At 59.3% G+C, this 24,358-nt stretch carries 24 protein-coding genes, 2 tRNA genes and 1 pseudogene; 15 read left to right on the top strand and 12 right to left on the bottom strand.

What is annotated here, in order from left to right; genetic code table 11:
* Positions 1-10 precede the first annotated feature (10 nt).
* Positions 11-964 (top strand): hypothetical protein, encoded by a 954-nt coding sequence (locus PMI21_RS06480; RefSeq protein ID WP_007940582.1) that lies wholly within the window; start codon positions 11-13, stop codon positions 962-964.
* Positions 965-1,048: 84 nt separating this feature from the next.
* Here the strand turns inward: PMI21_RS06480 and dinB are convergent, their stop codons facing one another.
* Entirely contained in the window at positions 1,049-2,110 is a 1,062-nt protein-coding gene (dinB, locus tag PMI21_RS06485; protein ID WP_007940580.1) for a DNA polymerase IV, read from the bottom strand.
* Positions 2,111-2,411: 301 nt separating this feature from the next.
* Here dinB and PMI21_RS06490 point away from each other — a divergent pair.
* The 4 genes from PMI21_RS06490 to PMI21_RS06505 all read left to right on the top strand — a co-directional run bounded on the left by PMI21_RS06490 (position 2,412) and on the right by PMI21_RS06505 (position 7,003).
* A tRNA-Met gene (locus PMI21_RS06490) sits at positions 2,412-2,488 on the top strand.
* 222 nt (positions 2,489-2,710) lie between these two features.
* Positions 2,711-2,787 (top strand) — tRNA-Met (locus PMI21_RS06495).
* Positions 2,788-3,065: 278 nt separating this feature from the next.
* Positions 3,066-5,708, top strand: coding sequence for a bifunctional lysylphosphatidylglycerol flippase/synthetase MprF (mprF, locus tag PMI21_RS06500; RefSeq protein ID WP_007940579.1), 2,643 nt, complete (start codon positions 3,066-3,068; stop codon positions 5,706-5,708).
* Entirely contained in the window at positions 5,708-7,003 is a 1,296-nt protein-coding gene (locus tag PMI21_RS06505; RefSeq protein ID WP_007940578.1) for a virulence factor family protein, read from the top strand. The genes mprF and PMI21_RS06505 overlap by 1 nt, the downstream gene beginning before the upstream one ends.
* A 75-nt stretch (positions 7,004-7,078) precedes the next feature.
* Here the strand turns inward: PMI21_RS06505 and PMI21_RS30055 are convergent.
* A pseudogene (locus tag PMI21_RS30055) lies at positions 7,079-7,231 on the bottom strand (MarR family transcriptional regulator); the annotation flags it as partial.
* A 91-nt stretch (positions 7,232-7,322) separates the two neighbouring features.
* Entirely contained in the window at positions 7,323-7,613 is a 291-nt protein-coding gene (locus PMI21_RS06510) for a hypothetical protein (RefSeq protein ID WP_007940576.1), read from the bottom strand.
* A gap of 485 nt (positions 7,614-8,098) precedes the next feature.
* Between PMI21_RS06510 and PMI21_RS06515 the strand changes: the two genes are divergently transcribed.
* On the top strand, positions 8,099-8,425 hold the full coding sequence (locus tag PMI21_RS06515) for a DUF3077 domain-containing protein (RefSeq protein WP_007940575.1): 327 nt from the start codon (positions 8,099-8,101) through the stop codon (positions 8,423-8,425).
* A gap of 60 nt (positions 8,426-8,485) precedes the next feature.
* Here the strand turns inward: PMI21_RS06515 and PMI21_RS06520 are convergent, their stop codons facing one another.
* Positions 8,486-10,387 carry a potassium transporter Kup gene (locus PMI21_RS06520; RefSeq protein ID WP_007940574.1) on the bottom strand — a complete coding sequence of 634 codons (1,902 nt, stop codon included), beginning with the start codon at positions 10,385-10,387 and terminating at the stop codon, positions 8,486-8,488.
* A gap of 291 nt (positions 10,388-10,678) precedes the next feature.
* Here PMI21_RS06520 and rimO point away from each other — a divergent pair, with 291 nt between their 5' ends.
* The 6 genes from rimO (at position 10,679) to tsaA (ending at position 15,784) form a co-directional block, all read left to right on the top strand.
* On the top strand, positions 10,679-12,016 hold the full coding sequence (rimO, locus tag PMI21_RS06525) for a 30S ribosomal protein S12 methylthiotransferase RimO (protein ID WP_007940573.1): 1,338 nt from the start codon (positions 10,679-10,681) through the stop codon (positions 12,014-12,016).
* A 125-nt stretch (positions 12,017-12,141) separates the two neighbouring features.
* Positions 12,142-12,615, top strand: a complete 474-nt coding sequence (locus PMI21_RS06530) for an acetyltransferase (RefSeq protein WP_007940572.1) — start codon at positions 12,142-12,144, stop codon at positions 12,613-12,615.
* 95 nt (positions 12,616-12,710) lie between these two features.
* Positions 12,711-13,421, top strand: coding sequence for an rRNA pseudouridine synthase (locus PMI21_RS06535; RefSeq protein ID WP_007940571.1), 711 nt, complete (start codon positions 12,711-12,713; stop codon positions 13,419-13,421).
* Between the two features lie 75 nt (positions 13,422-13,496).
* Positions 13,497-13,967: a DUF1456 family protein gene (locus PMI21_RS06540; protein WP_007940570.1), complete on the top strand. Its 471-nt coding sequence runs from the start codon at positions 13,497-13,499 to the stop codon at positions 13,965-13,967.
* A gap of 177 nt (positions 13,968-14,144) precedes the next feature.
* Positions 14,145-14,915 carry an SDR family oxidoreductase gene (locus tag PMI21_RS06545; protein ID WP_007940569.1) on the top strand — a complete coding sequence of 257 codons (771 nt, stop codon included), beginning with the start codon at positions 14,145-14,147 and terminating at the stop codon, positions 14,913-14,915.
* A gap of 167 nt (positions 14,916-15,082) precedes the next feature.
* Positions 15,083-15,784, top strand: coding sequence for a tRNA (N6-threonylcarbamoyladenosine(37)-N6)-methyltransferase TrmO (gene tsaA / locus PMI21_RS06550; protein ID WP_007940568.1), 702 nt, complete (start codon positions 15,083-15,085; stop codon positions 15,782-15,784).
* A 72-nt stretch (positions 15,785-15,856) separates the two neighbouring features.
* On the opposite strand, the gene fpr is transcribed toward tsaA, so the two are convergent.
* Positions 15,857-16,636 (bottom strand): ferredoxin-NADP reductase, encoded by a 780-nt coding sequence (fpr, locus tag PMI21_RS06555; protein ID WP_003443014.1) that lies wholly within the window; start codon positions 16,634-16,636, stop codon positions 15,857-15,859.
* A 122-nt stretch (positions 16,637-16,758) separates the two neighbouring features.
* Between fpr and PMI21_RS06560 the strand changes: the two genes are divergently transcribed.
* Positions 16,759-17,685, top strand: a complete 927-nt coding sequence (locus tag PMI21_RS06560) for a LysR family transcriptional regulator (protein WP_007940567.1) — start codon at positions 16,759-16,761, stop codon at positions 17,683-17,685.
* Here the strand turns inward: PMI21_RS06560 and PMI21_RS06565 are convergent.
* The 3 genes from PMI21_RS06565 to PMI21_RS06575 all read right to left on the bottom strand — a co-directional run bounded on the left by PMI21_RS06565 (position 17,682) and on the right by PMI21_RS06575 (position 19,758).
* Positions 17,682-18,044, bottom strand: a complete 363-nt coding sequence (locus PMI21_RS06565) for a diacylglycerol kinase (RefSeq protein ID WP_007940566.1) — start codon at positions 18,042-18,044, stop codon at positions 17,682-17,684. The genes PMI21_RS06560 and PMI21_RS06565 overlap by 4 nt on opposite strands.
* A gap of 75 nt (positions 18,045-18,119) precedes the next feature.
* The gene (gene erdR / locus PMI21_RS06570) at positions 18,120-18,770 is read right to left on the bottom strand and encodes a response regulator transcription factor ErdR (RefSeq protein WP_007940565.1); all 651 of its coding nucleotides are present in this window, start codon (positions 18,768-18,770) and stop codon (positions 18,120-18,122) included.
* 229 nt (positions 18,771-18,999) lie between these two features.
* Entirely contained in the window at positions 19,000-19,758 is a 759-nt protein-coding gene (locus PMI21_RS06575) for a tRNA-uridine aminocarboxypropyltransferase (protein WP_007940564.1), read from the bottom strand.
* A 189-nt stretch (positions 19,759-19,947) separates the two neighbouring features.
* On the opposite strand from PMI21_RS06575, the gene PMI21_RS06580 reads away from it, so the two are divergent.
* Positions 19,948-20,373 carry a PA3611 family quorum-sensing-regulated virulence factor gene (locus PMI21_RS06580; protein ID WP_007940563.1) on the top strand — a complete coding sequence of 142 codons (426 nt, stop codon included), beginning with the start codon at positions 19,948-19,950 and terminating at the stop codon, positions 20,371-20,373.
* Here PMI21_RS06580 and PMI21_RS06585 read toward each other — a convergent pair whose 3' ends face one another.
* Positions 20,374-20,568: a hypothetical protein gene (locus tag PMI21_RS06585; protein WP_007940562.1), complete on the bottom strand. Its 195-nt coding sequence runs from the start codon at positions 20,566-20,568 to the stop codon at positions 20,374-20,376.
* 490 nt (positions 20,569-21,058) lie between these two features.
* On the opposite strand from PMI21_RS06585, the gene PMI21_RS06590 reads away from it, so the two are divergent.
* Positions 21,059-22,177, top strand: a complete 1,119-nt coding sequence (locus tag PMI21_RS06590; RefSeq protein WP_007940561.1) for a TIGR00730 family Rossman fold protein — start codon at positions 21,059-21,061, stop codon at positions 22,175-22,177.
* A 43-nt stretch (positions 22,178-22,220) separates the two neighbouring features.
* On the opposite strand, the gene recX is transcribed toward PMI21_RS06590, so the two are convergent.
* From recX to PMI21_RS06605, 3 genes are all read right to left on the bottom strand, one after another.
* On the bottom strand, positions 22,221-22,688 hold the full coding sequence (gene recX / locus PMI21_RS06595) for a recombination regulator RecX (protein ID WP_007940560.1): 468 nt from the start codon (positions 22,686-22,688) through the stop codon (positions 22,221-22,223).
* A gap of 8 nt (positions 22,689-22,696) precedes the next feature.
* Positions 22,697-23,749: a recombinase RecA gene (gene recA, locus PMI21_RS06600; protein WP_007940559.1), complete on the bottom strand. Its 1,053-nt coding sequence runs from the start codon at positions 23,747-23,749 to the stop codon at positions 22,697-22,699.
* Between the two features lie 83 nt (positions 23,750-23,832).
* Positions 23,833-24,333: a CinA family protein gene (locus tag PMI21_RS06605; protein ID WP_007940558.1), complete on the bottom strand. Its 501-nt coding sequence runs from the start codon at positions 24,331-24,333 to the stop codon at positions 23,833-23,835.
* Positions 24,334-24,358 lie beyond the last annotated feature (25 nt).

Raw genomic sequence — 24,358 nt, 5'->3', positions numbered from 1 at the left:
TAGAGACGTCATGTTCAAGCGAAACACCTTAGGCCTCGGTGGTGCCGCCCTGTGCGGCACCCTGCTGGTCAGCGGCTGTGCCAATCACATGTCACAACGCAGCGAGCACGAGGAGCGGGTCGAGCGTAAATTGCTCGATCACAGCCTGCAGATCGATGTCGGCGAGCCCAAAGTGCTTGAGCTGCCGCAACGTCGGGTGAAAATCCACGAGCAGAAGACCTTCGAAGTCACCGAGTTCGAAGTCACGCGCCACTATGACCGTTACACGCCTTACCAACCCTGGAGGGAGATCTATGAGATCCCGCTGGGGGCGGTGGCCGTAGTGGCCGGCGTCGGTGCGAACGTGGTCAACGTGTTCGCCCTCGGTAATCTGCCGGACAGCGTGACGAAGGACTGGCTCAGCTATGGTTTTGCCGGGCTCAACCCGTTCATGAACGTGCAGTCTCACGGTCGCGCGCAGCAGAACCTGGCGGGCATCGACGAAGTCCAGCGCGACAAGCGCACGGAATATTCGAGCCTGCCATGGAGCGAGCGTCCGGTGCAGGTCAAGGCCGGCAAGAACACGTTCGAGCTGAGCACCGACCGCAACGGCGTGTTGCGCCTGAACCTGCTGGACAGCCCGTTCGCCGAATATGACCTCAATCATCTGGGCAAGCTGCAGATCAGTGTCGAGGACAACAAGGACGATGTGCACACCGACTCGTCCCTGGCGATCAGCAACAACTTGCGCGGCAAGCTGCTCGAAGCCCATGGGCTGATTTACGACGACCTCGAAGACGACGAAGTGAGCCAGTGGGTGCACCGGGTCAAACGCCTGTCGGAACTGGGTCTGGAAGAAGAAGCCAGCGAACTGGAACAGAGCCTGATCGAACTGACCCGCAACGATCCCGAGTTGCAGGCCGAGTTCCTCAAGTCACTGACCAAGGATGCCGGGCGACTGGTGGCAGATCCGGGGCCGAATTAAGGCCTATTAAAAGATCGCAGCCTTCGGCGGCGCCCACAGGCGCGTAGGAACTGCCGAAGGCTGCGATCTTTTGATTTTAATATCTCACCGCTCAAACAACTCCAACTGCTCAAACCCGCCCCGCAAATCCTCCAGCCTCACCCCAACCCCCAACAACCGCACCGGTTTCCCGCCGCGATTGAAGGCCTGGGTCAGCAGCAGCTGATAACTCCCCAGATCCCGCCCTGCCCCGGCCTGCTCCAACGTGGTCTGGGTAAAGTCATGGAATTTCACTTTGACGAACGGCTTGCCCGGGCGATAGCTGCTGTCGATCCGCGCCATGCGGCCATTCAGGGACTCCAGCAGCTCGGGCAATTTATCCAGACAACTCACCAGATCCGGCAGGTCCACGTCGTAGGTGTTTTCAACGCTGATCGACTGCCGACGACTGTCGTTGTGCACCAACCGCTCATCGATCCCTCGGGCCAGGCTCCAGAGTCGCTCGCCGAAGCTGCCGAATTCACGCACCAGCGCCAATTTGCTCCACTCGCGTAATTGCAGGCAATCGACGATGCCGAGCTTGCCCAGTTTGTCGGCGGTCACTTTGCCAACACCGTGCAACTTGCTCACCGGCAAGCCGCTGACAAAGTCGTCCACCTGATCCGGCGTGATCACGAACAAGCCGTTGGGCTTCTTCCAGTCACTGGCGATCTTGGCGAGAAACTTGTTCGGCGCCACGCCGGCCGATACGGTGATGTGCAACTGGTTGGACACCCGGCGGCGAATGTCCTGGGCGATTCGCGTGGCGCTGCCACCAAAATGCGCACTGTCCGACACGTCGAGGTACGCCTCGTCCAGGGACAACGGCTCGATCAGGTCGGTGTAATCGCGAAAGATCGTATGAATTTCCTTCGACGCTTCTCTATAGGCCTCCATGCGCGGCTTGACGATGGTCAGGTCTGGACACAGTTTCAAGGCATGTCCGGAAGACATGGCCGAGCGCACGCCATACGCCCGCGCTTCATAGTTACAGGTAGCAATCACCCCACGCCGATCCGCCGAGCCGCCCACCGCTAAAGGCTTACCGGCCAGGCGCGGGTCGTCACGCATCTCGATGGCGGCGTAGAAGCAGTCACAATCGACGTGGATGATTTTTCGCTGCGTCATATAAAAGCGATGTTCATGGCGGAGAAATGAAGTATCAGTGTGTCGTACCGGCAGTATCTCACTGACACCTGTATATAGCACCAGTGGTCTGAATCTTCTTTTCGAGCGGTAGGAAAAGCTCCGGAGGAATTTATTTTCTCAATCGAAAGCCACTTGGCGATAGAGCCGAAAGCCTTGCCCTGCCTGCGTTTCAGCCCGATCTCCACCCCCTGCTTTCACCTAAGCGATTGAACAGGAACAGGTTTTACCGAGATTGAAGGTTGACAGCCCGGCGATCCTCTGTAGAATGCCGACACACAGACGCGGGATGGAGCAGTCTGGTAGCTCGTCGGGCTCATAACCCGAAGGTCGTCGGTTCAAATCCGGCTCCCGCAACCAAACATCGAAAAAGGCTACTCGAAAGAGTGGCCTTTTTTTGTGCGCGCCTGTTTTATAAAAAATCATCGCTTTATGCGTTACCGAGCAGAAACGAGAAATCGTTCTGATTCCGAAACTTAGCGCTCCTCGGCGACCACTCGCCGCTAATTTCGGTTTATTTGACCCATACTTGGATTAACGGTTGACACTCCGGCGTTCGCCTGTAGAATGCCGCCACACAGACGCGGGATGGAGCAGTCTGGTAGCTCGTCGGGCTCATAACCCGAAGGTCGTCGGTTCAAATCCGGCTCCCGCAACCAAACATCAAAAAAGGCTACTCGAAAGAGTGGCCTTTTTTGTATCTGTTGAAAAAGTCCTTTCGCAACAATGATCTGTCACTGTGCAGTGAGCCGTTCGGGGTCACCAGACTGTGAGTTCAGACCTAGGCTGAACCGCAAGGGAAACCCTCGACGACTGGTGATGCGCCATCGCCGATACCCGGTGAGACGCGTTAATATTTGTGATTATTTTTTTCTACAGGGATTGGTAACTTGGCTGGATACCCCCATCCTGTCGCGCACAATCCAAGAGGTGATTGATGCGCGCCAACTCGTCTGATCCACAAGACACCGTCACAGCGACACAACCGATCAAAGCCGAGCGTCTGCGCTTGCTGGATCGAATCAGCAAATACCGTCAACCCATCGGTCTGGCGGTCACTTTGCTGTTGTTCGCCATCGCGCTGATTGCCTGTCGTCACCTGCTGAGCGAACTCGATCTGTACGCGCTGCACGACTCGATCCTGGAAGTGCCGAGACCGGCCTTGCTGGGAGCCTTAGGCGCGACCGTCGTCGGCTTCATCATTCTGCTGGGCTACGAATGGTCGGCCAGCCGTTATGCCGGCGTGACGCTGGCGCCACGAATCGTGGCGCTGGGCGGCTTCACCGCCTTCGCCATTGGCAATGCCATCGGTCTGTCGCTACTGTCGGGGGGCTCGGTTCGCTACCGTTTATATGCACGTCATGGCGTGGGGGCTTCGGAAGTCGCGCACATGACGCTGTTTGCCAGCCTCTCGCTCGGCTGTGCCCTCCCGCCCCTGGCTGCCCTCGCCACCCTGAGCAACCTGCCCGCCGCCTCGCTGGCCCTGGGTTTCTCCGAGGCGTTGCTGGGTGCGATCGCAGTGGCCGTGCTACTGCTCGCCACGGTACTGGCGATCGGCATCTACCGCCGCCGCTTGCCGGAACAGCCTTACCCGGACAACCTGCTGGTCAAGGTCGGCCGCCGCACCTTGCGCCTGCCGGGCCGCCGCCTGACCTTCCTGCAACTGGTCATCACCGCCCTGGACGTGGCCGCCGCCGCGACGGTGCTCTATCTGCTGCTGCCGGAAGCGCCACCCTTCGGTGCGTTCCTGCTGGTCTATCTACTGGCCCTGGCCGCTGGCGTGCTCAGCCATGTACCCGGCGGTGTCGGGGTGTTCGAAGCGATTTTGCTGGCGGCCTTCGCCGACAAGCTCGGTGCCGCGCCACTGGCTGCCGCCCTGCTGCTCTACCGTCTGATCTACGTGATATTGCCGCTGCTGGTGGCTTGCGTACTGCTGCTGATCAACGAAGGCCAGCGCCTGTTTCAGACACGCCAGACGCTCCGCGCCGCCTCAGGCCTGGCCGCGCCGATTCTGGCGGTACTGGTGTTCCTGTCCGGCGTGGTGCTGCTGTTCTCCGGCGTGACGCCGGAGATCGATACACGCCTTGAACACATCGGTTTTCTGATCCCGCATCGACTGGTCGACGCCTCGCACTTCGGCGCCAGCCTGGTGGGCGTGCTCTGCCTGCTGCTGGCTCAGGGCTTGCGTCGCCGCCTGTCGGCCGCGTGGATGCTGACCACTATTCTGTTGTTGGTCGGCGCCCTGCTCTCTCTGCTCAAAGGGTTCGACTGGGAAGAAGCCAGCCTGATGACCCTGACGGCGAGTTTGCTGGGGGTTTTCCGGCGCTCGTTCTACCGCCCCAGCCGCCTGACCGAGCTGCCGTTTTCGCCGCTGTATCTGGTGGCGAGTCTCTGCGTACTCGGCGCCTCGATCTGGTTGCTGCTGTTCGCCTATCAGGACGTTCCGTACAGCCATCAACTCTGGTGGCAGTTCACCCTCGACGCCGACGCCCCGCGAGGCTTGCGCTCGCTGCTGGGTGCCGCGGTGCTGCTGGTGGTGGTGTCCCTGACGTGGCTGCTGCGTACCGCGCGTCCGATAATCCACCTGCCAACCTCCGATGAACTGGAGCGCGCGGCTAATATCCTCATGGCCTCCTCCCAACCGGATGGCGGCCTGGCCCTGACCGGTGACAAGGCGCTGCTGTTTCACCCCAACGACGAGGCATTCCTGATGTACGCCCGCCGTGGCCGCAGCCTGGTGGCGCTGTATGACCCGATCGGCCCCACCCAGCAACGTGCGGAAATGATCTGGCAGTTCCGCGACCTGTGCGATATCCATCACGCCCGCCCTGTGTTTTATCAAGTACGTGCCGAGAACCTGCCGTACTACATGGACATCGGCCTGACCGCGATCAAGCTCGGCGAAGAAGCCCGGGTCGACCTCAAGCGTTTCGATCTCGAAGCCAAAGGCAAAGAGATGAAGGACCTGCGCTACACCTGGAACCGTGGCACCCGTGACGGCCTGTCACTGGAGATCCATGAGCCGGGGCAAGCGCCGATGGACGAGCTCAAGGTGATTTCCGATGCCTGGCTGACCGGCAAGAATGTGCGCGAGAAAGGCTTCTCGCTCGGGCGTTTCAGTGATGACTACCTCAAGCACTTCCGCGTCGCGGTGATTCGTTTCGAAGGGCGCCCGGTGGCGTTCGCCAACCTGCTCGAGACCTACGGCCATGAACTGGCCAGCCTCGATCTGATGCGCGCACACCCCGACGCCCCGAAGCTGACCATGGAATTCATGATGGTCGGCCTGATTCAACATTATAAAAATCATGGATACGCGCGGTTCAGCCTGGGCATGGTGCCATTGTCGGGGTTGCAACCCCGGCGCGGCGCACCACTGACCCAGCGACTGGGCTCGATGGTGTTCCGCCGTGGTGAGCAGCTGTACAACTTCCAAGGTTTGCGCCGCTTCAAAGACAAGTTCCAGCCTGACTGGGAACCCCGTTATATGGCCGTGCCTGCCGGACTCGATCCGCTGGTGGCCCTGGCCGATACTGCTGCCCTGATTGCGGGCGGCTTGACTGGATTGGTGAAACGCTGATGATTCAACGCTCCCTGCGGTACGTACTGGCCACACTGGTAGTGCTGGCCCTGATTGTCGGTGGCGGTTACTGGTACCTGAAACGCCCGGCACCCGAACCGACCCTCGAACTGCTGACGCCGGCCGATGGCGCCGAGATGACCCGCGTCATCCCTGGCACCACGCCTCGCGCCCAGGTGCTGGTGGCGGTCAATGAAGAGCAGAAGCTCAGCGACAAACAATTGATGACCCTGAGCCGCAGCGGCTCGGCGCAGATCGTCCAGGTGATCCTGCCCAAGGACTGCATCCAGCAAAGTCGCGCCCTGCAAGCTGGCCTCAGAGAACTCAAAGGCCCGGCAACCCTGGTCAGCGGCATCGGCCCTGGCGCGGTGCTGGCGTGGCGCTGGCTCGCCGAGCAGAAGGACGACAAGGCCCAGGCCATTTCGGTTGACCTGGCCCTGGAAAAACCCGGCTGCACCCACCTGCTGCCAAAAAGTGCTGCCCACGGTCACTGGCTGGTGGCCTGGAACGACAACCCGGACGACACCAGCGCCGGCTTCGTGCGTGACCAGCCCAACGCCGAAACCAGCATCAGCGATTACGACATCAACCTGCCGCAAGTGCTGAACAACGAACTGCGCAAAACCCTCGTCGGTGGCGATAAAGCCACCGGTGGCCTGCAGATTCCGGTGGTCGAAGTGCCGGCCGGTCAGGCCAAGGACACCGTCACCCTGTTCCTCTCCGGCGATGGCGGCTGGCGCGACCTGGACCGCGACGTGGCCGGCGAGATGGCGAAGATCGGCTACCCGGTGGTCGGCATCGACACCCTGCGCTACTACTGGCAGCACAAGAGCCCGGAACAAAGCGCTCTGGACCTGACCGAACTGATGCAGCACTACCGGCAGAAATGGGGCACCAAGCGCTTCATCCTGACCGGCTACTCATTCGGCGCCGACGTACTGCCAGCCATCTACAACCGCCTGCCGGAAGCCGAACAGCAGCGGGTCGACGCAATCATCCTGCTCGCCTTCGCCCGCACCGGCAGCTTCGAGATCGAAGTCGAAGGCTGGCTCGGCAACGCCGGCAAAGAAGCCGCCACCGGCCCGGAAATGGCCAAGCTGCCACCGGCGAAAGTGGTGTGCATCTACGGTGAAGAAGAAGTCGACGAAAGCGGCTGCACCGACAAGACCGCCGTGGGCGAAGCGATGAAACTGCCTGGCGGCCATCACTTCGATGAGAACTACCCGAAACTGGCCCAGCGGCTGGTCGATGCCATCGAGAAGCGTCAAGCGAAGGAGACGGCGGTTCAGGAGTGATCTGAGCCCCCGAACACAAAAAGCCCCCGCAGACTCATGGTTGCGGGGGCTTTTTTACATGTACAAACATGAAGCGCCACCAGCCGTCATTCGATTTATCTGCCGGGACTTCAACAATTCCTCAACCATGTTCGAATTCGACTCAGATTCCATCTGCCCAAAAAGATTTTCTTCCTGGGCGTGCAGGCTGGTCATCTTGAACAAAAGCAAAATGTCTTGACTCTTCATGAAGCTAGAAACTCCGAGTGTCCACATTCCATAAAACGTGGACACTTGACTCATTGAAAATATCGAACCGTCAAGCCCTTTCCCTGCTCCTTTAGTCTCTCCTGGCGTACCTTGCCCGCATATCGTCATGGCTGATCGCCTTGGACTGGTCAAAACCGATCAGTCGCTCCCAAGCTGCTGCTTCAACGCGAAGATCCTTAAGCTCATCGAGCATTTCCTGATACGCCTCGACATTGATAATGACCGCTGCTGGCTGATTGTCTTTGAAAATGACCAGACGCTCAGTGGCACGACTGGAGATATCCTTGAGTCTCGCACTGAAGCGCCCGACCATTGCAGTCACCGATATCGCTTGGTCAGCACGCTCTTGTGATGCCGTCATACTCACCTCCCCTCACAATCATGCAAATTTGAACACACAGTTCTGCGCAGAGCATTGCGTCGAACTCAACATACGGCAAGCTGCAAAAACGCTCGCCTGCGTTTCAAGCTCACTAGATATGTTTAGTTTCGTTTACTCAAGTGTCGCAAATATCGGATGACGCCCGCAGACCTTGTAGGCAAACTCCGAATCTATCTTTTTGGGCGCTTTGCCGCCTTGTTGCGTTTTTCTTCGACGGGATACCCTCCGGACGTCGCTGACCATTCAGCGATTCGGGCTTGGAAACCCGTCGAGTTAAGTGCAACAGCGCCCCCCATCAGTACGGCAGTGGTTTTTACAGCTGCGATCCTGTTATGGCGGCTGTGCGTGGGACGCCTTCGGGCGTGCCGGTTCCTTAGCTCCCGGTTTTCCAACCTACGTACAGCTGCCACCCATTCGCTTGGAAACGAACGTGGCCGCTGCTCCCTCGGGTTAAGGAGTCAGACATGAACAAAACAGATTCAAGCGCGATTTCAGAACTAAAAACCATCGGCTTCACCCCGCTCATCTACTGCTCGGATCAGGCGCTATTCAACGTCCGCGCCGGTGTCCCCATCGTTGATGCATTGTCACAAGCCTCCGACCTGCTGTTCCTCGCCAAATCATTTACCGAGGATGCAGCCTACGCAAAAGACACCGACCGCCACGCCTGGGCCGCGCATTACCTGACGGCGATGAGTAAGGCCGTGATTGATGATGTGGTGAAGGTGCTGACGCCGCGACCTGCCCGGACAATGACCGAATCTGAAGAAGAGCGGCCTGAAAGCAAGTAAAGGCACTGAAACGAAAAAGCCCCCGCTACCTTCATGGCAACGGGGGCTTTTTCATGGGGCTTACATCTCGACTTGGGTACCCAGCTCAATCACCCGGTTCAGCGGCAGATTGAAGAAGCGCAGGTTGCCATTGGCGTTTTTCAGCATGAAGGCGAACAACGCCTCGCGCCAGCGGGCCATGCCTTCGAGTTTGGAGGCGATGACTGTCTCGCGGCTGAGGAAGTACGTGGTGCGCATCGGGCTGAAGTCCAGGTCATCGAGATGACACAACTTCAGCGCTTGCGGCACGTCCGGCTCGTCGGTGAAGCCGAAGTGCAGGATCACCCGGAAGAAGCCTTCGCCGTAGGAATCGACCTCGAAACGTCGTTGCGGCGGGACGCGCGGGATGTCTTCGTACACCACGGTCAGCAACACCACTTGCTCGTGCAGTACCTGGTTATGCAGCAAATTGTGCAACAACGCGTGAGGCACGGCATCCGGGCGAGCGGTAAGGAACACAGCGGTGCCCTGGACCCGATGCGGCGGTTGCACGCGGATACTGCTGATGAAGATCGGTAGCGGCAGCCCACCCTCGTCCAGGCGATCCACCAGCAGTTGCTTGCCGCGTTTCCAGGTGGTCATCAGGACGAATAGCGCGATACCGGCGATCACCGGGAACGCCCCGCCCTGGACGATTTTCGGCACGTTGGCGGCGAAGTACAAACCGTCTACCAACAAAAAGCCCAGCAACACAGGGACCGCGAGAACCGGTGGCCATTTCCACAGCAGCAGCATCACCGCCGACACCAGAATCGTGGTCATCAGCATGGTCCCGGTCACTGCCACGCCGTAGGCCGAGGCCAGGGCGCCGGAGGACTCGAAGCCAATTACCAGCAGGATCACGCCGACCATCAACGACCAGTTCACCGCACCGATGTAAATCTGGCCTTGTTCGGCACTCGAGGTGTGCTGAATGTGCATGCGCGGAATGTAGCCGAGCTGGATCGCCTGACGGGTCAGGGAGAACGCGCCGGAGATCACCGCTTGCGAGGCAATCACCGTGGCCATGGTCGACAATCCTACCAACGGAATCAACGCCCAGCTTGGCGCCAGCAGATAGAACGGGTTGCGGGCAGCTTCCGGATCACCAAGCAGCAAGGCGCCCTGGCCGAAGTAGTTCAGTACCAGTGCCGGCAGCACCAGAATGAACCAGGCCCGTGCGATCGGCTTGCGACCGAAGTGGCCCATGTCGGCGTACAGTGCCTCGGCGCCAGTCAACGCCAGTACCACGGCGCCAAGAATCGTAACGCCCATGCCCGGGTGGTCCATGAAGAAGCGTACGCCCCACACCGGGTTGATCGCTTGCAACACTTCCGGGTGCTGGCTGATGCCATACACGCCCAACGCGCCGAGCACCAGAAACCAGGTGACCATGATCGGCCCGAACAGAATGCCGATCCGCGCCGTGCCGTGGCTCTGAATCAGAAACAGCGCCACCAGCACCACCAGCGACAGCGGCACCACCCAATGGTCGATGCCTTCGAAGGCCAGCCCCAGCCCTTCAATCGCCGACAGCACGGAAATCGCCGGGGTAATCATGCTGTCGCCATAGAACAGCGCCGCGCCGATCAGCCCGCAGACCACCAGCAGTGTGCGTAATTTTGCTCGCCCTCCCGCCGCTCGTCGCGCCAGCGCGGTCAAGGCCATGATCCCGCCTTCGCCCTGGTTGTCGGCACGCAGTACGAACAGCATGTATTTGATCGACACGACCCAGATCAGCGACCAGAAGATCAGCGCCAGAATGCCCAGCACGCCGTCATGGTTGACGGGCACGCCATAGCCACCGGAAAACACTTCTTTGAGGGTGTACAACGGGCTCGTGCCGATGTCGCCATAAACCACTCCGACCGCCGCGACCAGCATGCTGATCGGCTTCGCCGCCGAATGCCCACCGGCTATCGCCTGACTACTTGCCTGCCCCATCCATTACTCCTACTACTCAGACCCGGGCTTCTTCGAAGAAGCACTATGCTTTTGTCGTGCAGCATGCACTGTTTTACTTGTTGTTACAGACGTTTTATTGACTGTAAAAAATCGGTAAAGCGTAACGGCGCGAAGCATAGCGCAGCACTCGTCGTATTTCCCTGCATAAAGCTGGTCAAGTGCGCCGCCCATCGTTAGAATTGCGCACTTTTTGACCAGAGGGTGCAACATAGCGCCCGTCTGTCGCCTAGCCGTCATCGGCTGGAGGCGTCACAAATACCGAGGTTAGACATGTCCACCACTCCTGCGCCGGCCAATCCAAAGGTTGGCTTCGTATCCCTGGGTTGCCCGAAAGCACTGGTCGACTCCGAGCGCATCCTTACCCAGCTGCGCATGGAAGGCTATGACGTTGTGTCCACTTATCAGGACGCCGACGTCGTGGTGGTCAACACCTGCGGCTTCATTGACTCGGCCAAGGCTGAGTCCCTGGAAGTGATCGGCGAAGCCATCAAGGAAAACGGCAAGGTCATCGTGACCGGCTGCATGGGCGTCGAAGAAGGCAACATCCGCGACGTACACCCAAGCGTGCTGGCCGTGACCGGTCCGCAGCAATACGAGCAAGTGGTCAACGCCGTGCACGACGTCGTACCGCCGCGTCAAGATCACAACCCGCTGATCGACCTGGTGCCGCCACAAGGGATCAAACTGACCCCGCGCCACTACGCCTACCTGAAGATTTCCGAAGGCTGCAACCACAGCTGCAGCTTCTGCATCATCCCCTCAATGCGCGGCAAACTGGTCAGCCGCCCGGTCGGTGACGTGCTCGACGAGGCCCAGCGCCTGGTCAAGTCCGGCGTCAAAGAGCTGCTGGTGATTTCCCAGGACACCAGCGCCTACGGCGTCGACGTGAAATACCGCACCGGTTTCTGGAACGGCGCGCCGGTGAAAACCCGCATGACCGAACTCTGCGAAGCCCTGAGCACCCTCGGTGTCTGGGTTCGTCTGCACTACGTTTACCCGTACCCGCACGTCGACGAGCTGATCCCGCTGATGGCCGCCGGGAAAATCCTGCCGTACCTGGACATCCCGTTCCAGCACGCCAGCCCGAAAGTCCTCAAAGCCATGAAACGCCCGGCCTTCGAAGACAAGACCCTGGCGCGGATCAAGAACTGGCGCGAAATCTGCCCGGACCTGATTATCCGTTCGACCTTCATCGTCGGCTTCCCTGGCGAAACCGAAGAAGACTTCCAGTACCTGCTGAACTGGCTGACCGAAGCCCAGCTGGACCGCGTCGGCTGCTTCCAGTACTCGCCGGTTGAAGGCGCACCGGCCAACGATCTGGACCTGGAAATCGTTCCGGACGACGTCAAGCAAGACCGTTGGGAGCGTTTCATGGCGCACCAGCAGGCCATCAGCTCGGCACGCCTGCAAATGCGCATCGGCCGTGAAATCGAAGTGCTGGTGGACGAAGTCGACGAGCAAGGCGCGGTCGGCCGTTGCTTCTTCGATGCCCCGGAAATCGACGGCAACGTGTTCATCGACAACGGCAGCAACCTGAAGCCAGGCGACAAGGTCTGGTGCAAAGTGACTGACGCCGACGAATACGACCTGTGGGCTGAACAGATCTAAACGCAAAAAATACGAAAAGCCCCGCTCTCTTGACGAGATGCGGGGCTTTTTTACGTCTATCGTTTTGTGGGAGAAAAAACTCGCAGCCTTACGGGAACGGCTCTTAACAGAAGGAGCAAGCGGCCATGCGCCAACATTCGGTCATTCACACACCGAAACAGAGCGACTACGAAGAACTCACCCGAGTGTGGGAAGCCTCGGTGCGCGCCACCCATGACTTTCTGCCCGACAGCTACATCGAACTGCTGAAGAACCTGGTCCTGACCCGCTACCTCGATGCCGTCATGCTGATCTGCACCAAAGACTCGCGCCAACGCATTACCGGGTTCGCCGGCGTGGCGGCGGGCAAGATAGAAATGCTGTTCATCGACCCGGATCACCGCGGCCAGGGCCTGGGAAAGCAATTACTGCGCTACGCCCTGGAACACCTGAACGCCGATGAGCTGGACGTCAACGAGCAGAACCCGCAGGCCCTGGGGTTTTATTTCAAGCAGGGCTTCGAGGTGATTGGTCGTTCGGAGCATGACGGTATGGGCCAGCCTTATCCGTTGCTGCATATGCGTTTGCGCCAGGGCCAGCAACGTTCACAACATGGCTGACACAATGCATTAAAAGCACATGAGGCAAATGGACCCGCGATTAACCGGCGCCGGGCAGGTACAATGCCTCCCCCCTTTTTTGTTACGGCCCTGTCATGACTGACCCGATTCGTCTCTCCAAACGCCTCATCGAACTCGTCGGCTGCTCCCGTCGGGAGGCTGAGCTGTTCATCGAGGGCGGCTGGGTCACCGTCGACGGTGAAGTCATCGACGAGCCGCAGTTCAAGGTCGATACCCAGAAAGTCGAGCTCGATCCAGAGGCCAAGGCCACTGCACCGGAGCCGGTGACCATCCTGGTGAACGTCCCGGCGGGCATGGACGCGGACAGCGCCATGGCGACCCTCAGCGCCGCGACCCTGAGCGAAGAACACCGCTACGGCAAACGTCCGCTCAAGGGCCACTTCCTGCGCCTGACCGCCAGCGCCGACCTGCAGGCCAACGCCAGCGGCCTGCTGGTGTTCACCCAGGACTGGAAAATCCTGCGCAAACTCACCGCCGATGCCAGCAAGATCGAGCAGGAATATGTGGTCGAGGTTGAAGGCGACATGGTGGCTCACGGCCTCAACCGCCTGAACCACGGCCTGACGTACAAGGGCAAGGAACTGCCGCCGGTCAAGGCCAGCTGGCAGAACGAAAACCGTCTGCGCTTTGCCATGAAAAACCCACAACCGGGCGTGATCGCCCTGTTCTGCCAGGCCGTCGGCCTCAAGGTTGTCGCCATCCGCCGCATCCGCATCGGCGGCGTGTCCATCGGCAAAGTGCCCGTCGGGCAATGGCGCTACCTGTCCGGCAAAGAGAAGTTCTAAGGCTTTTCCCGCCGCCATACATTTCGGCGCCGCAGCTTTATGCGGCGCCCACAGCGAAATATCAGGACTGCACACATGATTCATAACGACGTACTGCGCAGCGTGCGCTACATGCTCGACATCAGCGACAAGAAAGTCATCGAGATCATCAAGCTCGGCGACATGGACGTCACCCTGCCCGACCTGGTGACGTACCTCGACAAGAAAGAAGAAGATGAGGAAGGTTTCGTACGGTGCCCGGACGAAGTCATGGCGCATTTCCTCGACGGCCTGGTGATCTTCAAGCGTGGCAAGGACGAAAGCCGTCCGCCGCAGCCGATCGAAGTGCCGGTGACCAACAACATCATCCTGAAGAAATTGCGCGTCGCCTTCGAACTGAAGGAAGACGACATGCACGCCATTCTCAAGGCCGCCGAGTTCCCGGTGTCCAAGCCTGAGCTGAGCGCGCTGTTCCGCAAGTTCGGCCACACCAACTACCGCCCATGCGGCGATCAACTGCTGCGCAACTTCCTCAAGGGCCTGACCCTGCGCGTGCGCCCGCAGTAAATCGCCCACAAAACTGTAGGAGCACAGCTTGCTGGCGAAGGCGATCGTCAAAACGCCATCGCCAGCAAGCTGTGCTCCTACAGGGCCGTATGGCCCACCATTCCGCGCAAAAATAGTGGCTCCGCTTCCGGCGGCTGAAGACTAGGGTGTATCGACCCTCAGCTCTCAGGACTCGCCATGCATCCCTACTTCTCTCTGCAAGGCCGCACCGCTCTGGTGACCGGCGGCACCCGCGGTATCGGCAAAATGATCGCCAAGGCTTATGTCGAGGCCGGCGCCACCGTGTACGTGTGCGCCCGGGATGCCGAAGCCTGCCAGCAAACTGCCGTTGAGCTGAGCGCTTTCGGGGTTTGCCATGCTGTGGCTGCCAATCTGGCCCATGAAGAAGGAGTTCAGGAACTGGCTGCGCAATTGAGCGAACAGATCGGTCAGCTGGATATTCTGGTGAACAACGCCGGCACCACCTGGGGTGCGCCGCTGGAGAGTTACCCGGTCAAGGGCTGGGAAAAAGTCATGCAGCTCAATGTGACCTCGGTGTTCAACTGCATCCAGCAATTTCTGCCGCTGCTGCGCAAGGCCGGTTCGGCGGCGAATCCGGCACGGATTATCAACATCGGCTCGGTGGCCGGGATTTCGTCCTTCGGCGAACAGGCGTATGCCTACGGCCCGAGCAAAGCCGCCCTGCATCAACTGTCGCGGATTCTGGCGCGAGAGCTGGTGAGCCAGCACATCAACGTCAACGTGATTGCACCGGGACGCTTCCCGAGCAAGATGACTCAGCACATCGGCAACGATGAGCAGGCGTTGGCCGAAGACACGGCGCTGATTCCGATGAAGCGCTGGGGCCGGGAGGAAGAAATGGCGGCGTTGGCGATCAGCCTGGCGAGTACGGCCGGGGCATATATGACCGGGAATGTCATTCCTTTGGATGGTGGGTTTAGTCTCTGAACTCTTCCCTATGATCATTCCCACGCTCTGCGTGGGAATGCAGCCGGGGACGCTCCGCGTCCCAAGAGCGGACGCAGAGCGTCCATTGAGGCATTCCCACGCAGAGCGTGGGAACGATCTTTGGGTGGGTTATCATGCTCACCCTCAAATCGCTTTGACCCCAAACCATGACCTACAGTGTTTCCCCCATCGGCTTCGTGCGCTCCTGTTTCAAGGAGAAGTTCGCCATTCCGCGTCAACCGCAACTGGCCCCGGCCGCTCGGGGCGTACTGGAGCTGGTGGCGCCGTTCGATCAGGGCGATGCGGTGCAGGGGCTGGAGCAGGTCAGCCATGTGTGGCTGCTGTTCCTGTTTCATCAAGCGCTGGAAGAAAAGCCACGCCTCAAAGTCCGCCCGCCGCGCCTGGGCGGTAACAAATCCATGGGCGTGTTCGCCACCCGCGCGACGCATCGCCCCAATGGCATCGGCCAGTCGGTGGTCAAACTGGACAAGGTCGAAGCCAATCGGCTGTGGATTTCCGGCATCGACTTGCTGGACGGCACGCCGGTTCTCGACATCAAACCCTACGTGCCCTACGCCGACATCATCGACACGGCGTCCAATAGCATCGCCAGCGCCCCGCCGCTACTGATTCCCGTGCAGTGGACGGACTCGGCCCTGCAACAGGCCCACGGCCACGCTCAGCGGCTTGACGAGCCCCTGGTCGAGTTGATCGAGCAATGCCTGGCACAAGACCCACGCCCGGCGTACCAGATTCCTGCGCCTGAGCGCGAATACGGCGCGCAGTTCTGGGATCTGGATGTGCGCTGGCATTACCCGGAAGCCGGGCTTATCCGCGTTCTCGAAGTCATCCCCGTATCCAACGCGTAGAGATTGTGTCCGGCATAAAAAAGCCCCCATTGCCTGCACAGGCAATGGGGGCTTTTCAGTGATGCGGTGTTGTTACTTCTCGACGAACGCACGCTCGATCAGGTAATCACCCGGCTCGCGCATCCGCGGCGAAACTTTCAGGCCGAAGCTGTTCAACACTTCGCTGGTCTCGTCGAGCATGCTCGGGCTGCCGCACAGCATGGCGCGGTCGTCCTGCGGGTTGATCGGTGGCAGACCGATATCGCTGAACAGCTTGCCGCTGCGCATCAGGTCGGTCAGGCGGCCTTCGTTTTCGAACGGCTCGCGGGTCACGGTCGGGTAGTAGATCAACTTGTCACGCAGGGCCTCGCCGAAGAACTCGTTCTGCGGCAGGTGCTCGGTGATGAACTCGCGGTAAGCGACTTCGTTGACGTAACGCACGCCGTGGCACAGGATCACCTTTTCGAAACGCTCGTAGGTTTCCGGGTCCTGGATGACGCTCATGAACGGCGCCAGACCGGTACCGGTGCTGAGCAGGTACAAATGCTTGCCAGGCTTCAAGTCGTCCAGCACCAGGGTGCCGGTAGGCTTCTTGCTGATGATGATCTCGTCGCCTTCCTTCAGATGCTGCAACTGGGAAGTCAGCGGGCCATCAGGCACTTTGATGCTGAAGAACTCGAGATGCTCTTCCCAGTTCGGGCTGGCAATCGAGTAAGCGCGCATGAGCGGCCGGCCGTTGGGCTGTTGCAGGCCGATCATCACGAACTGACCGTTCTCGAAGCGCAGGCCCGGATCGCGGGTGCACTTGAAGCTGAACAGAGTGTCGTTCCAGTGATGAACACTGAGGACACGCTCGTGGTTCATGTTGCTCATGTACGTGGGACTCCTGGAGATTTTGCCTGCGCCGATGATGTGCGCAATTGCATCGCATTCTAATGGCAGCGACAATATCTGTTAAATGGATTATTAAGATAAGGGTTATCGGTTATATCGATATGCGATTTACTCTCCGTCAACTTCAAGTATTCGTCGCCGTCGCCCAGCAGGAAAGCGTATCCCGTGCCGCGGGTCTGCTCAACCTCTCGCAATCGGCGGCGAGCACCTCGATCACCGAGCTGGAGCGCCAGTGCAGCTGTCAGCTGTTCGATCGCGCCGGCAAACGGCTGAGCCTCAACGCCCTCGGCAAACAACTGTTGCCGCAAGCGGTGGCCCTGCTCGATCAGGCCAAGGAGATCGAAGACCTGCTCAACGGCAAGTCCGGTTTCGGCTCCCTGGCGGTTGGCGCGACCCTGACCATCGGCAATTACCTGGCCACCCTGCTGATCGGCAGCTTCATGCAGCGCCATCCGGAAAGCCAGGTGAAGCTGCATGTGCAGAACACCGCCAACATCGTGCAACAGGTGGCTCACTATGAAATTGATCTGGGTCTAATTGAAGGCGACTGCAGCCATCCGGACATCGAAGTGCAGAGCTGGGTCGAAGATGAGCTGGTGGTGTTCTGCGCGCCCCGGCATCCGCTGGCCAAACGCGGTACAGCCACCATGGAGGAGCTGAGTCATGAAGCCTGGATCTTGCGTGAACAAGGCTCCGGCACGCGGCTGACGTTCGATCAGGCCATGCGCCACCACCGCAGCGCGCTGAACATTCGCCTGGAGCTGGAACACACCGAAGCGATCAAGCGCGCAGTGGAATCGGGTTTGGGGATTGGCTGTATTTCACGCCTGGCGCTGCGCGATGCGTTCCGCCGTGGCAGCCTGGTGCCGGTGGAAACACCGGATCTGGACCTGGCGCGACAGTTCTATTTCATCTGGCACAAACAGAAATACCAGACCTCGGCGATGCGCGAATTCCTCGAACTGTGCCGCGCCTTCACCGCCGGGGTTCAGCGCAGCGACGAGATCGTTCTGCCTGCCATTGCTTAAAGCAGGATCACCGCCCACACCAGCGCGATCATGCTCAACGCTACGAGTTGAGCGGCGCTGCCCATGTCCTTGGCGTTCTTGGACAGTGGGTGCAACTCCAGGGAAATACGGTCGATGGCCGCTTCCACCGCCGAGTTGAGCAATTCGACGATCAGCGCCAACAGGCAGACTGCAATCAGCAGCGCCCGCTCGACACGGCTGACGCTCAGGAAGAACGACAGCGGAATCAGGATCGCATTGAGCAACACCAGTTGCCGAAAAGCCGCTTCACCGGTGAAGGCCGCGCGCAGGCCGTCCAGGGAGTAGCCGGAGGCGTTGAGGATGCGTTTTAGGCCGGTCTGGCCTTTGAAAGGTGACATAGAGTAAGCAACTGACCAAAAAGGAGTGGGAAAGCTAGATTAAGCAAAGTCAAAAAAGCGTGAATACGTAACACCTTAGTGGCTCGTAATTGACTCAAGTTGTTGCAAGAGCAGCGCCGCCTGGGTCCGGGTCCGCACATTCAGCTTACGGAAAATCGCCGTGACGTGGGCCTTGATCGTCGCTTCGGACACGCTCAATTCGTAAGCAATCTGCTTGTTCAGCAAACCCTCGCAGACCATGGTCAACACCCGGAACTGCTGGGGTGTCAGGCTGGCAAGGCCTTCGCTGGCAGCCTTGGCTTCGTCGGAAACGCTGACCGCTTCGAAGGCCTGGGGCGGCCAGAAAACGTCACCATCGAGCACCGCGCGCACGGCTTTCTGAATGACACTCAGGTCACTGGACTTGGGAATGAAACCGCTGGCGCCGAACTCACGGGACTTGACCATGATCGACGCCTCTTCCTGAGCCGACACCATCACCACCGGAATCTGCGGGTACTGACCACGCAACAGCACCAGCCCGGAAAAACCGTAAGCCCCTGGCATGTTCAGGTCCAGCAATACCAGGTCCCAATCGGCCTTTTCGGTCAGGCGGCTTTCAAGCTCGGCAATGCTCGCCACTTCCACCAGCCGGACATCCGGGCCCAGGCCCAGGGTCAATGCTTGATGCAGGGCACTACGAAAAAGAGGGTGGTCATCGGCAATCAGGATTTCGTATGTGGCCATTTTTCAAATGATCCTGTTTTTCATGGGACGCCCGATGCATTCAGGCCTCGCCAAAACAACTCGAGGTGCCGCCACGCAGCGGCACCAACAGGGCACGTTCAACACCAACACGTCGGCGTATCAAACCTTGGCCGCGCCCTAATCGGCGCCAAGCATGCCCAGCGAAGCCGGGGTGGTCAAGTTGCATGGCGCGGCCAACGGGCCTCGTTCCTTGCAGTATGGGCGACGTTCAGCCGACAACGGGCGCCGCGTGCTGTACGAAGGGCATCAGCTCGGCGTGGGCCGGTGTTTCAACATTCATATCCAGCTGATGCTTAGCATCCAGGTAATGCTGGCTGAACACATCAAAATAGGCGTCCAGTGCCGATGCCGCGTCTGTATCGCCAGCAAGATCCAGGCACAGTGCGGCCACTTCGGCCGTGCACAGGTGCTCGCTGCGCGTGGACCTGCGCAATCGGTAGCGTGAAAGCTTCTCGGGGAGCAGGCTCAGAATCGGCAACCCATCAAAATAAGGGCTTTTACGGAAAATCTTCCGGGCTTCGGTCCAGGTGGCGTCCAGCAGGATGAACAGCGGGCGCTTGGTGCTATCAGCCGCGACGCTGTGGGTAACTCGTTCAGGCTCGACGTATTCGCCCGGAAACACCAGGTACGGTTGCCATTGCGGATCGGCCAACAGCGCCAGCAGTTGTTCATCGACTTCGGTGCGTGACCAGATGAATGCATGGTTGTCACGCACCACATCGGCGATCAGCCAACCGGTGTTGCTCGGCTTGAACACTTCTTTATTAGTCATGATCAGGCACACGCCGCTGCGGGTTTCGACCTGCGGGCGCCAGGCGCACAAACAGTGGCTCTCGATCACGCGGCAGGCACGGCAACGGGTTGCCCGCCAGCCACGGGCCTGAATAGGCTTGATGCCAGCCTCTTCGCGTTCATCGCGCAAACGGGCGACGGCGTTCTTCGAAAAGGGCGCAAGGGTTTGACTCATCGCAGGCAACGCCGACAGGTAAGGAAAATCGACACAAAAAACACTCGGCAAGGCAAAAAGTGCCGGCAGTTTACCAGAGGGTTCGGCGCAAGCCTGTACCGTCCGGGCCTCCTCCCCTATAATTCGCCGCCACTGAACGCACAGTCATGTGACGGGTCGAACCACCAGTCACTGAACCAGGAGAGTTTCATGCTGCGCCTTATCGTTCCCACCGCTGCCGTTTTGCTGGCGTCGTCCTTCAGCGCTCAGGCTGCTTCCTTGAGTGAGCAGAATCTGAACAGAGAGCTGCGAAACGTCGCCGTACAGAGCAGCGTTGGCACTCCACGGGCGATCAACGAAGACATTCTTGATCAGGGCTACACTGCCGAAGGAAAAGTGCTGATCAACCACTTGAGCGTGCAAAGCAGCCACGCCGAAAAAATGCGCGCCGATCCAAAAGCGGTGTACTTCCAGCTTGGCGCCTCCGTCTGCAGAAACGAAGGGTTCCGCAAGCTGATGGCCAAGGGCGCGATCATGCGTTACGACTTCACCGAGGTGAAGACCAACCGCCCGGTCGGCTCCGCAAGCTTCCAGGAATCGGACTGCCCGAAAGCGACTCCCGCGAAGAAGAAATAATTATCCGGCATTGGCGCGCCGCTGTTCATCCTCGGCGCGCAGTTCTGCCAGCAGCGCCTGCAAGTAACGCGAACGTCGCTCCCCGCCCTCCAGACGTCGGCAACACTCCTCTTCGAGACTCAAATGATGGGCCTCGGCCGATGCTTTCAGCAATCGATACAGTTGCGCATCGATCTCCAGAGTCACTCTGGGCATGGTTTCCCGCCTCCCTGCATGCATTGATCGCCGTTGATCACGCGATAAATCCCTGAATTGCTTGAACGTTGCGTCCTGCCATTGACGCACAGTTGTCGTATCACGCCTGTAACTTAGTAAATCAGAGCGCAGAACATGCGGCTTGCGTTCAGACGAACGGTGAAAGCACCTTGCAAATCGTCAATAAGCGGTTGCCAGGAAAGACTTTGCGGCGCAATGATCGAGCCAGCGCAAATCGTTGCGAGGGTCTAAATTCAAAGTGTTCACGTTATTTTTTCGAGGGCAGAAAAGGGGCTGCCCATTACGGTGTCTTATTGTGCGAACGTTTCTTTCATTCAAGGGATAAGCAGAGCCCGTATGGATGACTTGATTGCAACCGAGTCAGGTAGAGCGCCCAGGCATGGGCTTGGGCAGACAGCGACACAAGGGGTGTCGCGGCGCCGACGATTGTTTTGTCGGGCCGAGGGTTCTGTGCAGAAGGAGAAGTTGAATGCCTTACCAACCGAATGACCTCCTGAGCCGTCATTTTCAAGAAAGCGGCCACGACCTCACCAGCAAGGTCGAAGAACAACTCAACCTGGTTTCACCCAACAGCCCCAACATCCCGATTTACCGCGACATGATCCTGACCGTGCTGCGCATGGCCCAGGAAGATCACAACCGCTGGAATGCCAAAATCACCCTGCAAGCCCTGCGCGAACTCGAGCATGCCTTCCGTGTGCTGGAGCAGTTCAAGGGTCGACGCAAAGTTACCGTTTTCGGCTCGGCCCGCACGCCGATAGAACACCCGTTGTATGCTCAGGCCCGAGAACTGGGCGCCGCCCTGGCGCGCTCGGACATGATGGTCATCACCGGCGCCGGTGGCGGCATCATGGCGGCAGCCCATGAAGGTGCCGGCCTGGAACACAGCCTGGGATTCAATATCACCCTGCCCTTCGAGCAACATGCCAATCCCACGGTCAATGGCACCGCCAACCTGCTGCCCTTCCACTTTTTCTTTACCCGCAAGCTGTTCTTCGTCAAGGAAGCCGATGCGCTGGTCCTTTGCCCAGGCGGTTTCGGTACGCTGGATGAAGCACTGGAGGTGCTGACCCTGATCCAGACCGGCAAAAGCCCGCTGGTGCCCGTGGTGCTACTGGATGCACCAGGCGGCACGTTCTGGCAAGGCGCGCTGGATTTCATTCACCATCAACTGGAGGAAAATCGCTACATCCTGCCGACCGACATGAAGCTGTTGAGCCTGGTCTACAGCGTCGAAGATGCTGTGGAGCAGATCAACCAGTTCTACAGCAACTTCCACTCCAGCCGCTGGCTCAAGCATCAGTTCGTGATTCGCATGAACCATAAGCTCAGCGACCGGGCGCTTGAACACATGCAGGAGGCATTCGCCGACCTGTGCCTGAGTGATCATTTCCATCAGCATGCCTACAGTGGCGAGGAGCACGACGAAGCGCAGTTCAGTCATCTGGCGCGCTTGTCCTTTACCTTCAACGCTCGTGATCATGGCCGTCTGCGGGAATTGGTGGATTACATCAACCTGCCGGAAAACTGGGCCCAGTCCAAACCCCAGGCGCAACAACGCACACGGCAACCGTCCAAGGTAACGTGATGCAAAAAAAACGGCCCGCTATCGAAATAGCGAGCCGTTTCAGTCAATCGTCCATCCCTCGGCCGCTGAACAAGCGGCTGATCATTTCCATGGAATATCCCCGATAACTCAGGAACCTGCCCTGTTTGGCACGTTCCCGGGCGTCTATCGGTAAATGCCCGGAAAATTTGCGCCGCCAGGTGTCTTCCAGTTGTTCCTGCCAATCGATACCACTCTCGCGCAAGGCGAGCTCAATGTCGGTACGTTGCAGGCCACGCTGGCTCAGCTCTTCGCGAATGCGCAAAGGGCCATAACCGGAACGGGCACGGTAGGAAACGAAGCTTTCGAGGTAACGGGATTCGGACAACAAGCCCTCTTCCGTCAAGCGGTCGAGTGCTGTGTCGATCATTTCAGGGAGGGCGCCGCGCTGACGCAGTTTACGCGTCAGCTCGACTCGACCGTGCTCGCGTCGCGCGAGCAGGTCCATTGCGGTTCGCCGCACCGCGACGAGTGTATCGAGTACGGCGGTCATCGGATCGATCAGATATCAGCGTCAGCCAGGTCGTCTTCGGTCTCTCTGACGGCCGAAGCCTTGACGTCCGGTGCCGGGGTCAGCAGCTTGTCGCGCAGCTGCTTCTCGAGGGTCGCGGCGATTTCCGGGTTATCTGCCAGGAACTTGGCCGAGTTGGCTTTGCCCTGACCGATCTTGGTGCCGTTGTAGGCATACCAGGCACCGGACTTCTCGACGAAACCGTGCAGCACACCCAGGTCGATCATCTCACCGTTGAGGTAGATGCCCTTGCCGTAAAGAATCTGGAACTCGGCTTGACGGAACGGCGAAGCCACCTTGTTCTTCACGACTTTGACGCGAGTTTCACTACCAACGACTTCATCACCTTCTTTCACCGCGCCAGTACGACGGATGTCCAGACGAACCGATGCGTAGAACTTCAGCGCGTTACCACCGGTGGTGGTTTCCGGGCTGCCGAACATCACGCCGATTTTCATGCGGATCTGGTTGATGAAGATCACCAGGCAGTTGGCGTTCTTGATGTTACCGGTGATTTTACGCAGCGCCTGGGACATCAGACGGGCTTGCAGGCCCACGTGCATGTCGCCCATTTCGCCTTCGATTTCAGCCTTTGGCACCAGAGCGGCCACGGAGTCGACGATGATCACGTCAACGGCGTTGGAACGCACCAGCATGTCGGTGATTTCCAGGGCCTGCTCGCCGGTGTCCGGCTGGGAAACCAGCAGGTCGTCGACGTTGACGCCCAGTTTGCCGGCGTACTCAGGGTCGAGAGCGTGTTCGGCGTCGACGAATGCGCAGGTCGCGCCGGCTTTTTGAGCCTGGGCGATCACCGACAGTGTCAGGGTGGTTTTACCGGAGGATTCAGGACCGTAGATTTCAACGATACGGCCTTTTGGCAGACCGCCAATGCCGAGCGCGATGTCCAGACCCAGAGAGCCAGTGGAAATGGCCGGGATCGCCTGACGGTCCTGATCGCCCATACGCATTACGGCACCCTTGCCGAATTGACGTTCGATCTGACCCAGGGCCGCAGCCAAGGCTTTCTTCTTGTTGTCGTCCATTAAAGTCCTCACGTAATCAATAAGGCCTGACGGCCAACACCTGTATAAGTAGCCAGTATTATTCCACAGCGTTTCAGGATCGCCTACCCCTGATTTGAGATTTCTCCAGCGGCATGCCGCAGCAGCCCCTCTAGCGCGGCCTTCACCGTTTGTCGGCGGACCTCGTCGCGGTTACCGGCAAAGTGCTGAACCTCACTGAACACCTGCTCACCGACGCCCCAGGCCAGCCACACCGTCCCCACGGGCTTGTTCGGCGAACCGCCATCCGGCCCCGCCACACCACTGACCGCCACGGCAAAACGCGCCCGGCTTTTTTCCTGCGCGCCTCGGACCATGGCCTCGACCACCTCGCGACTGACCGCCCCGACAGTTGAAAACAACTCTGCCGGGACATTCAATTGCTGGGTTTTCTGACGGTTTGAGTAGGTGACATAACCGGCCTCGAACCACGCTGAGCTCCCCGGAATGCGGGTGATCGCCTCGCTGATCCCTCCGCCGGTGCAGGACTCGGCGGCAGTGACGTGGGCATTGAGAAACTGCAAGCGTTTGCCGAGTAGATCGGCCAGATGAGTAATCTCTTTCACGGCTCTCTCCTGATCGAGCGGAATG

The sequence above is a fragment of the Pseudomonas sp. GM18 genome (genome assembly GCF_000282195.1).
GTDB lineage: Bacteria > Pseudomonadota > Gammaproteobacteria > Pseudomonadales > Pseudomonadaceae > Aquipseudomonas.
The sequence above is the reverse complement of the archived record's forward strand: the minus strand, read 5'-3'. Positions and strand labels throughout refer to the sequence as shown.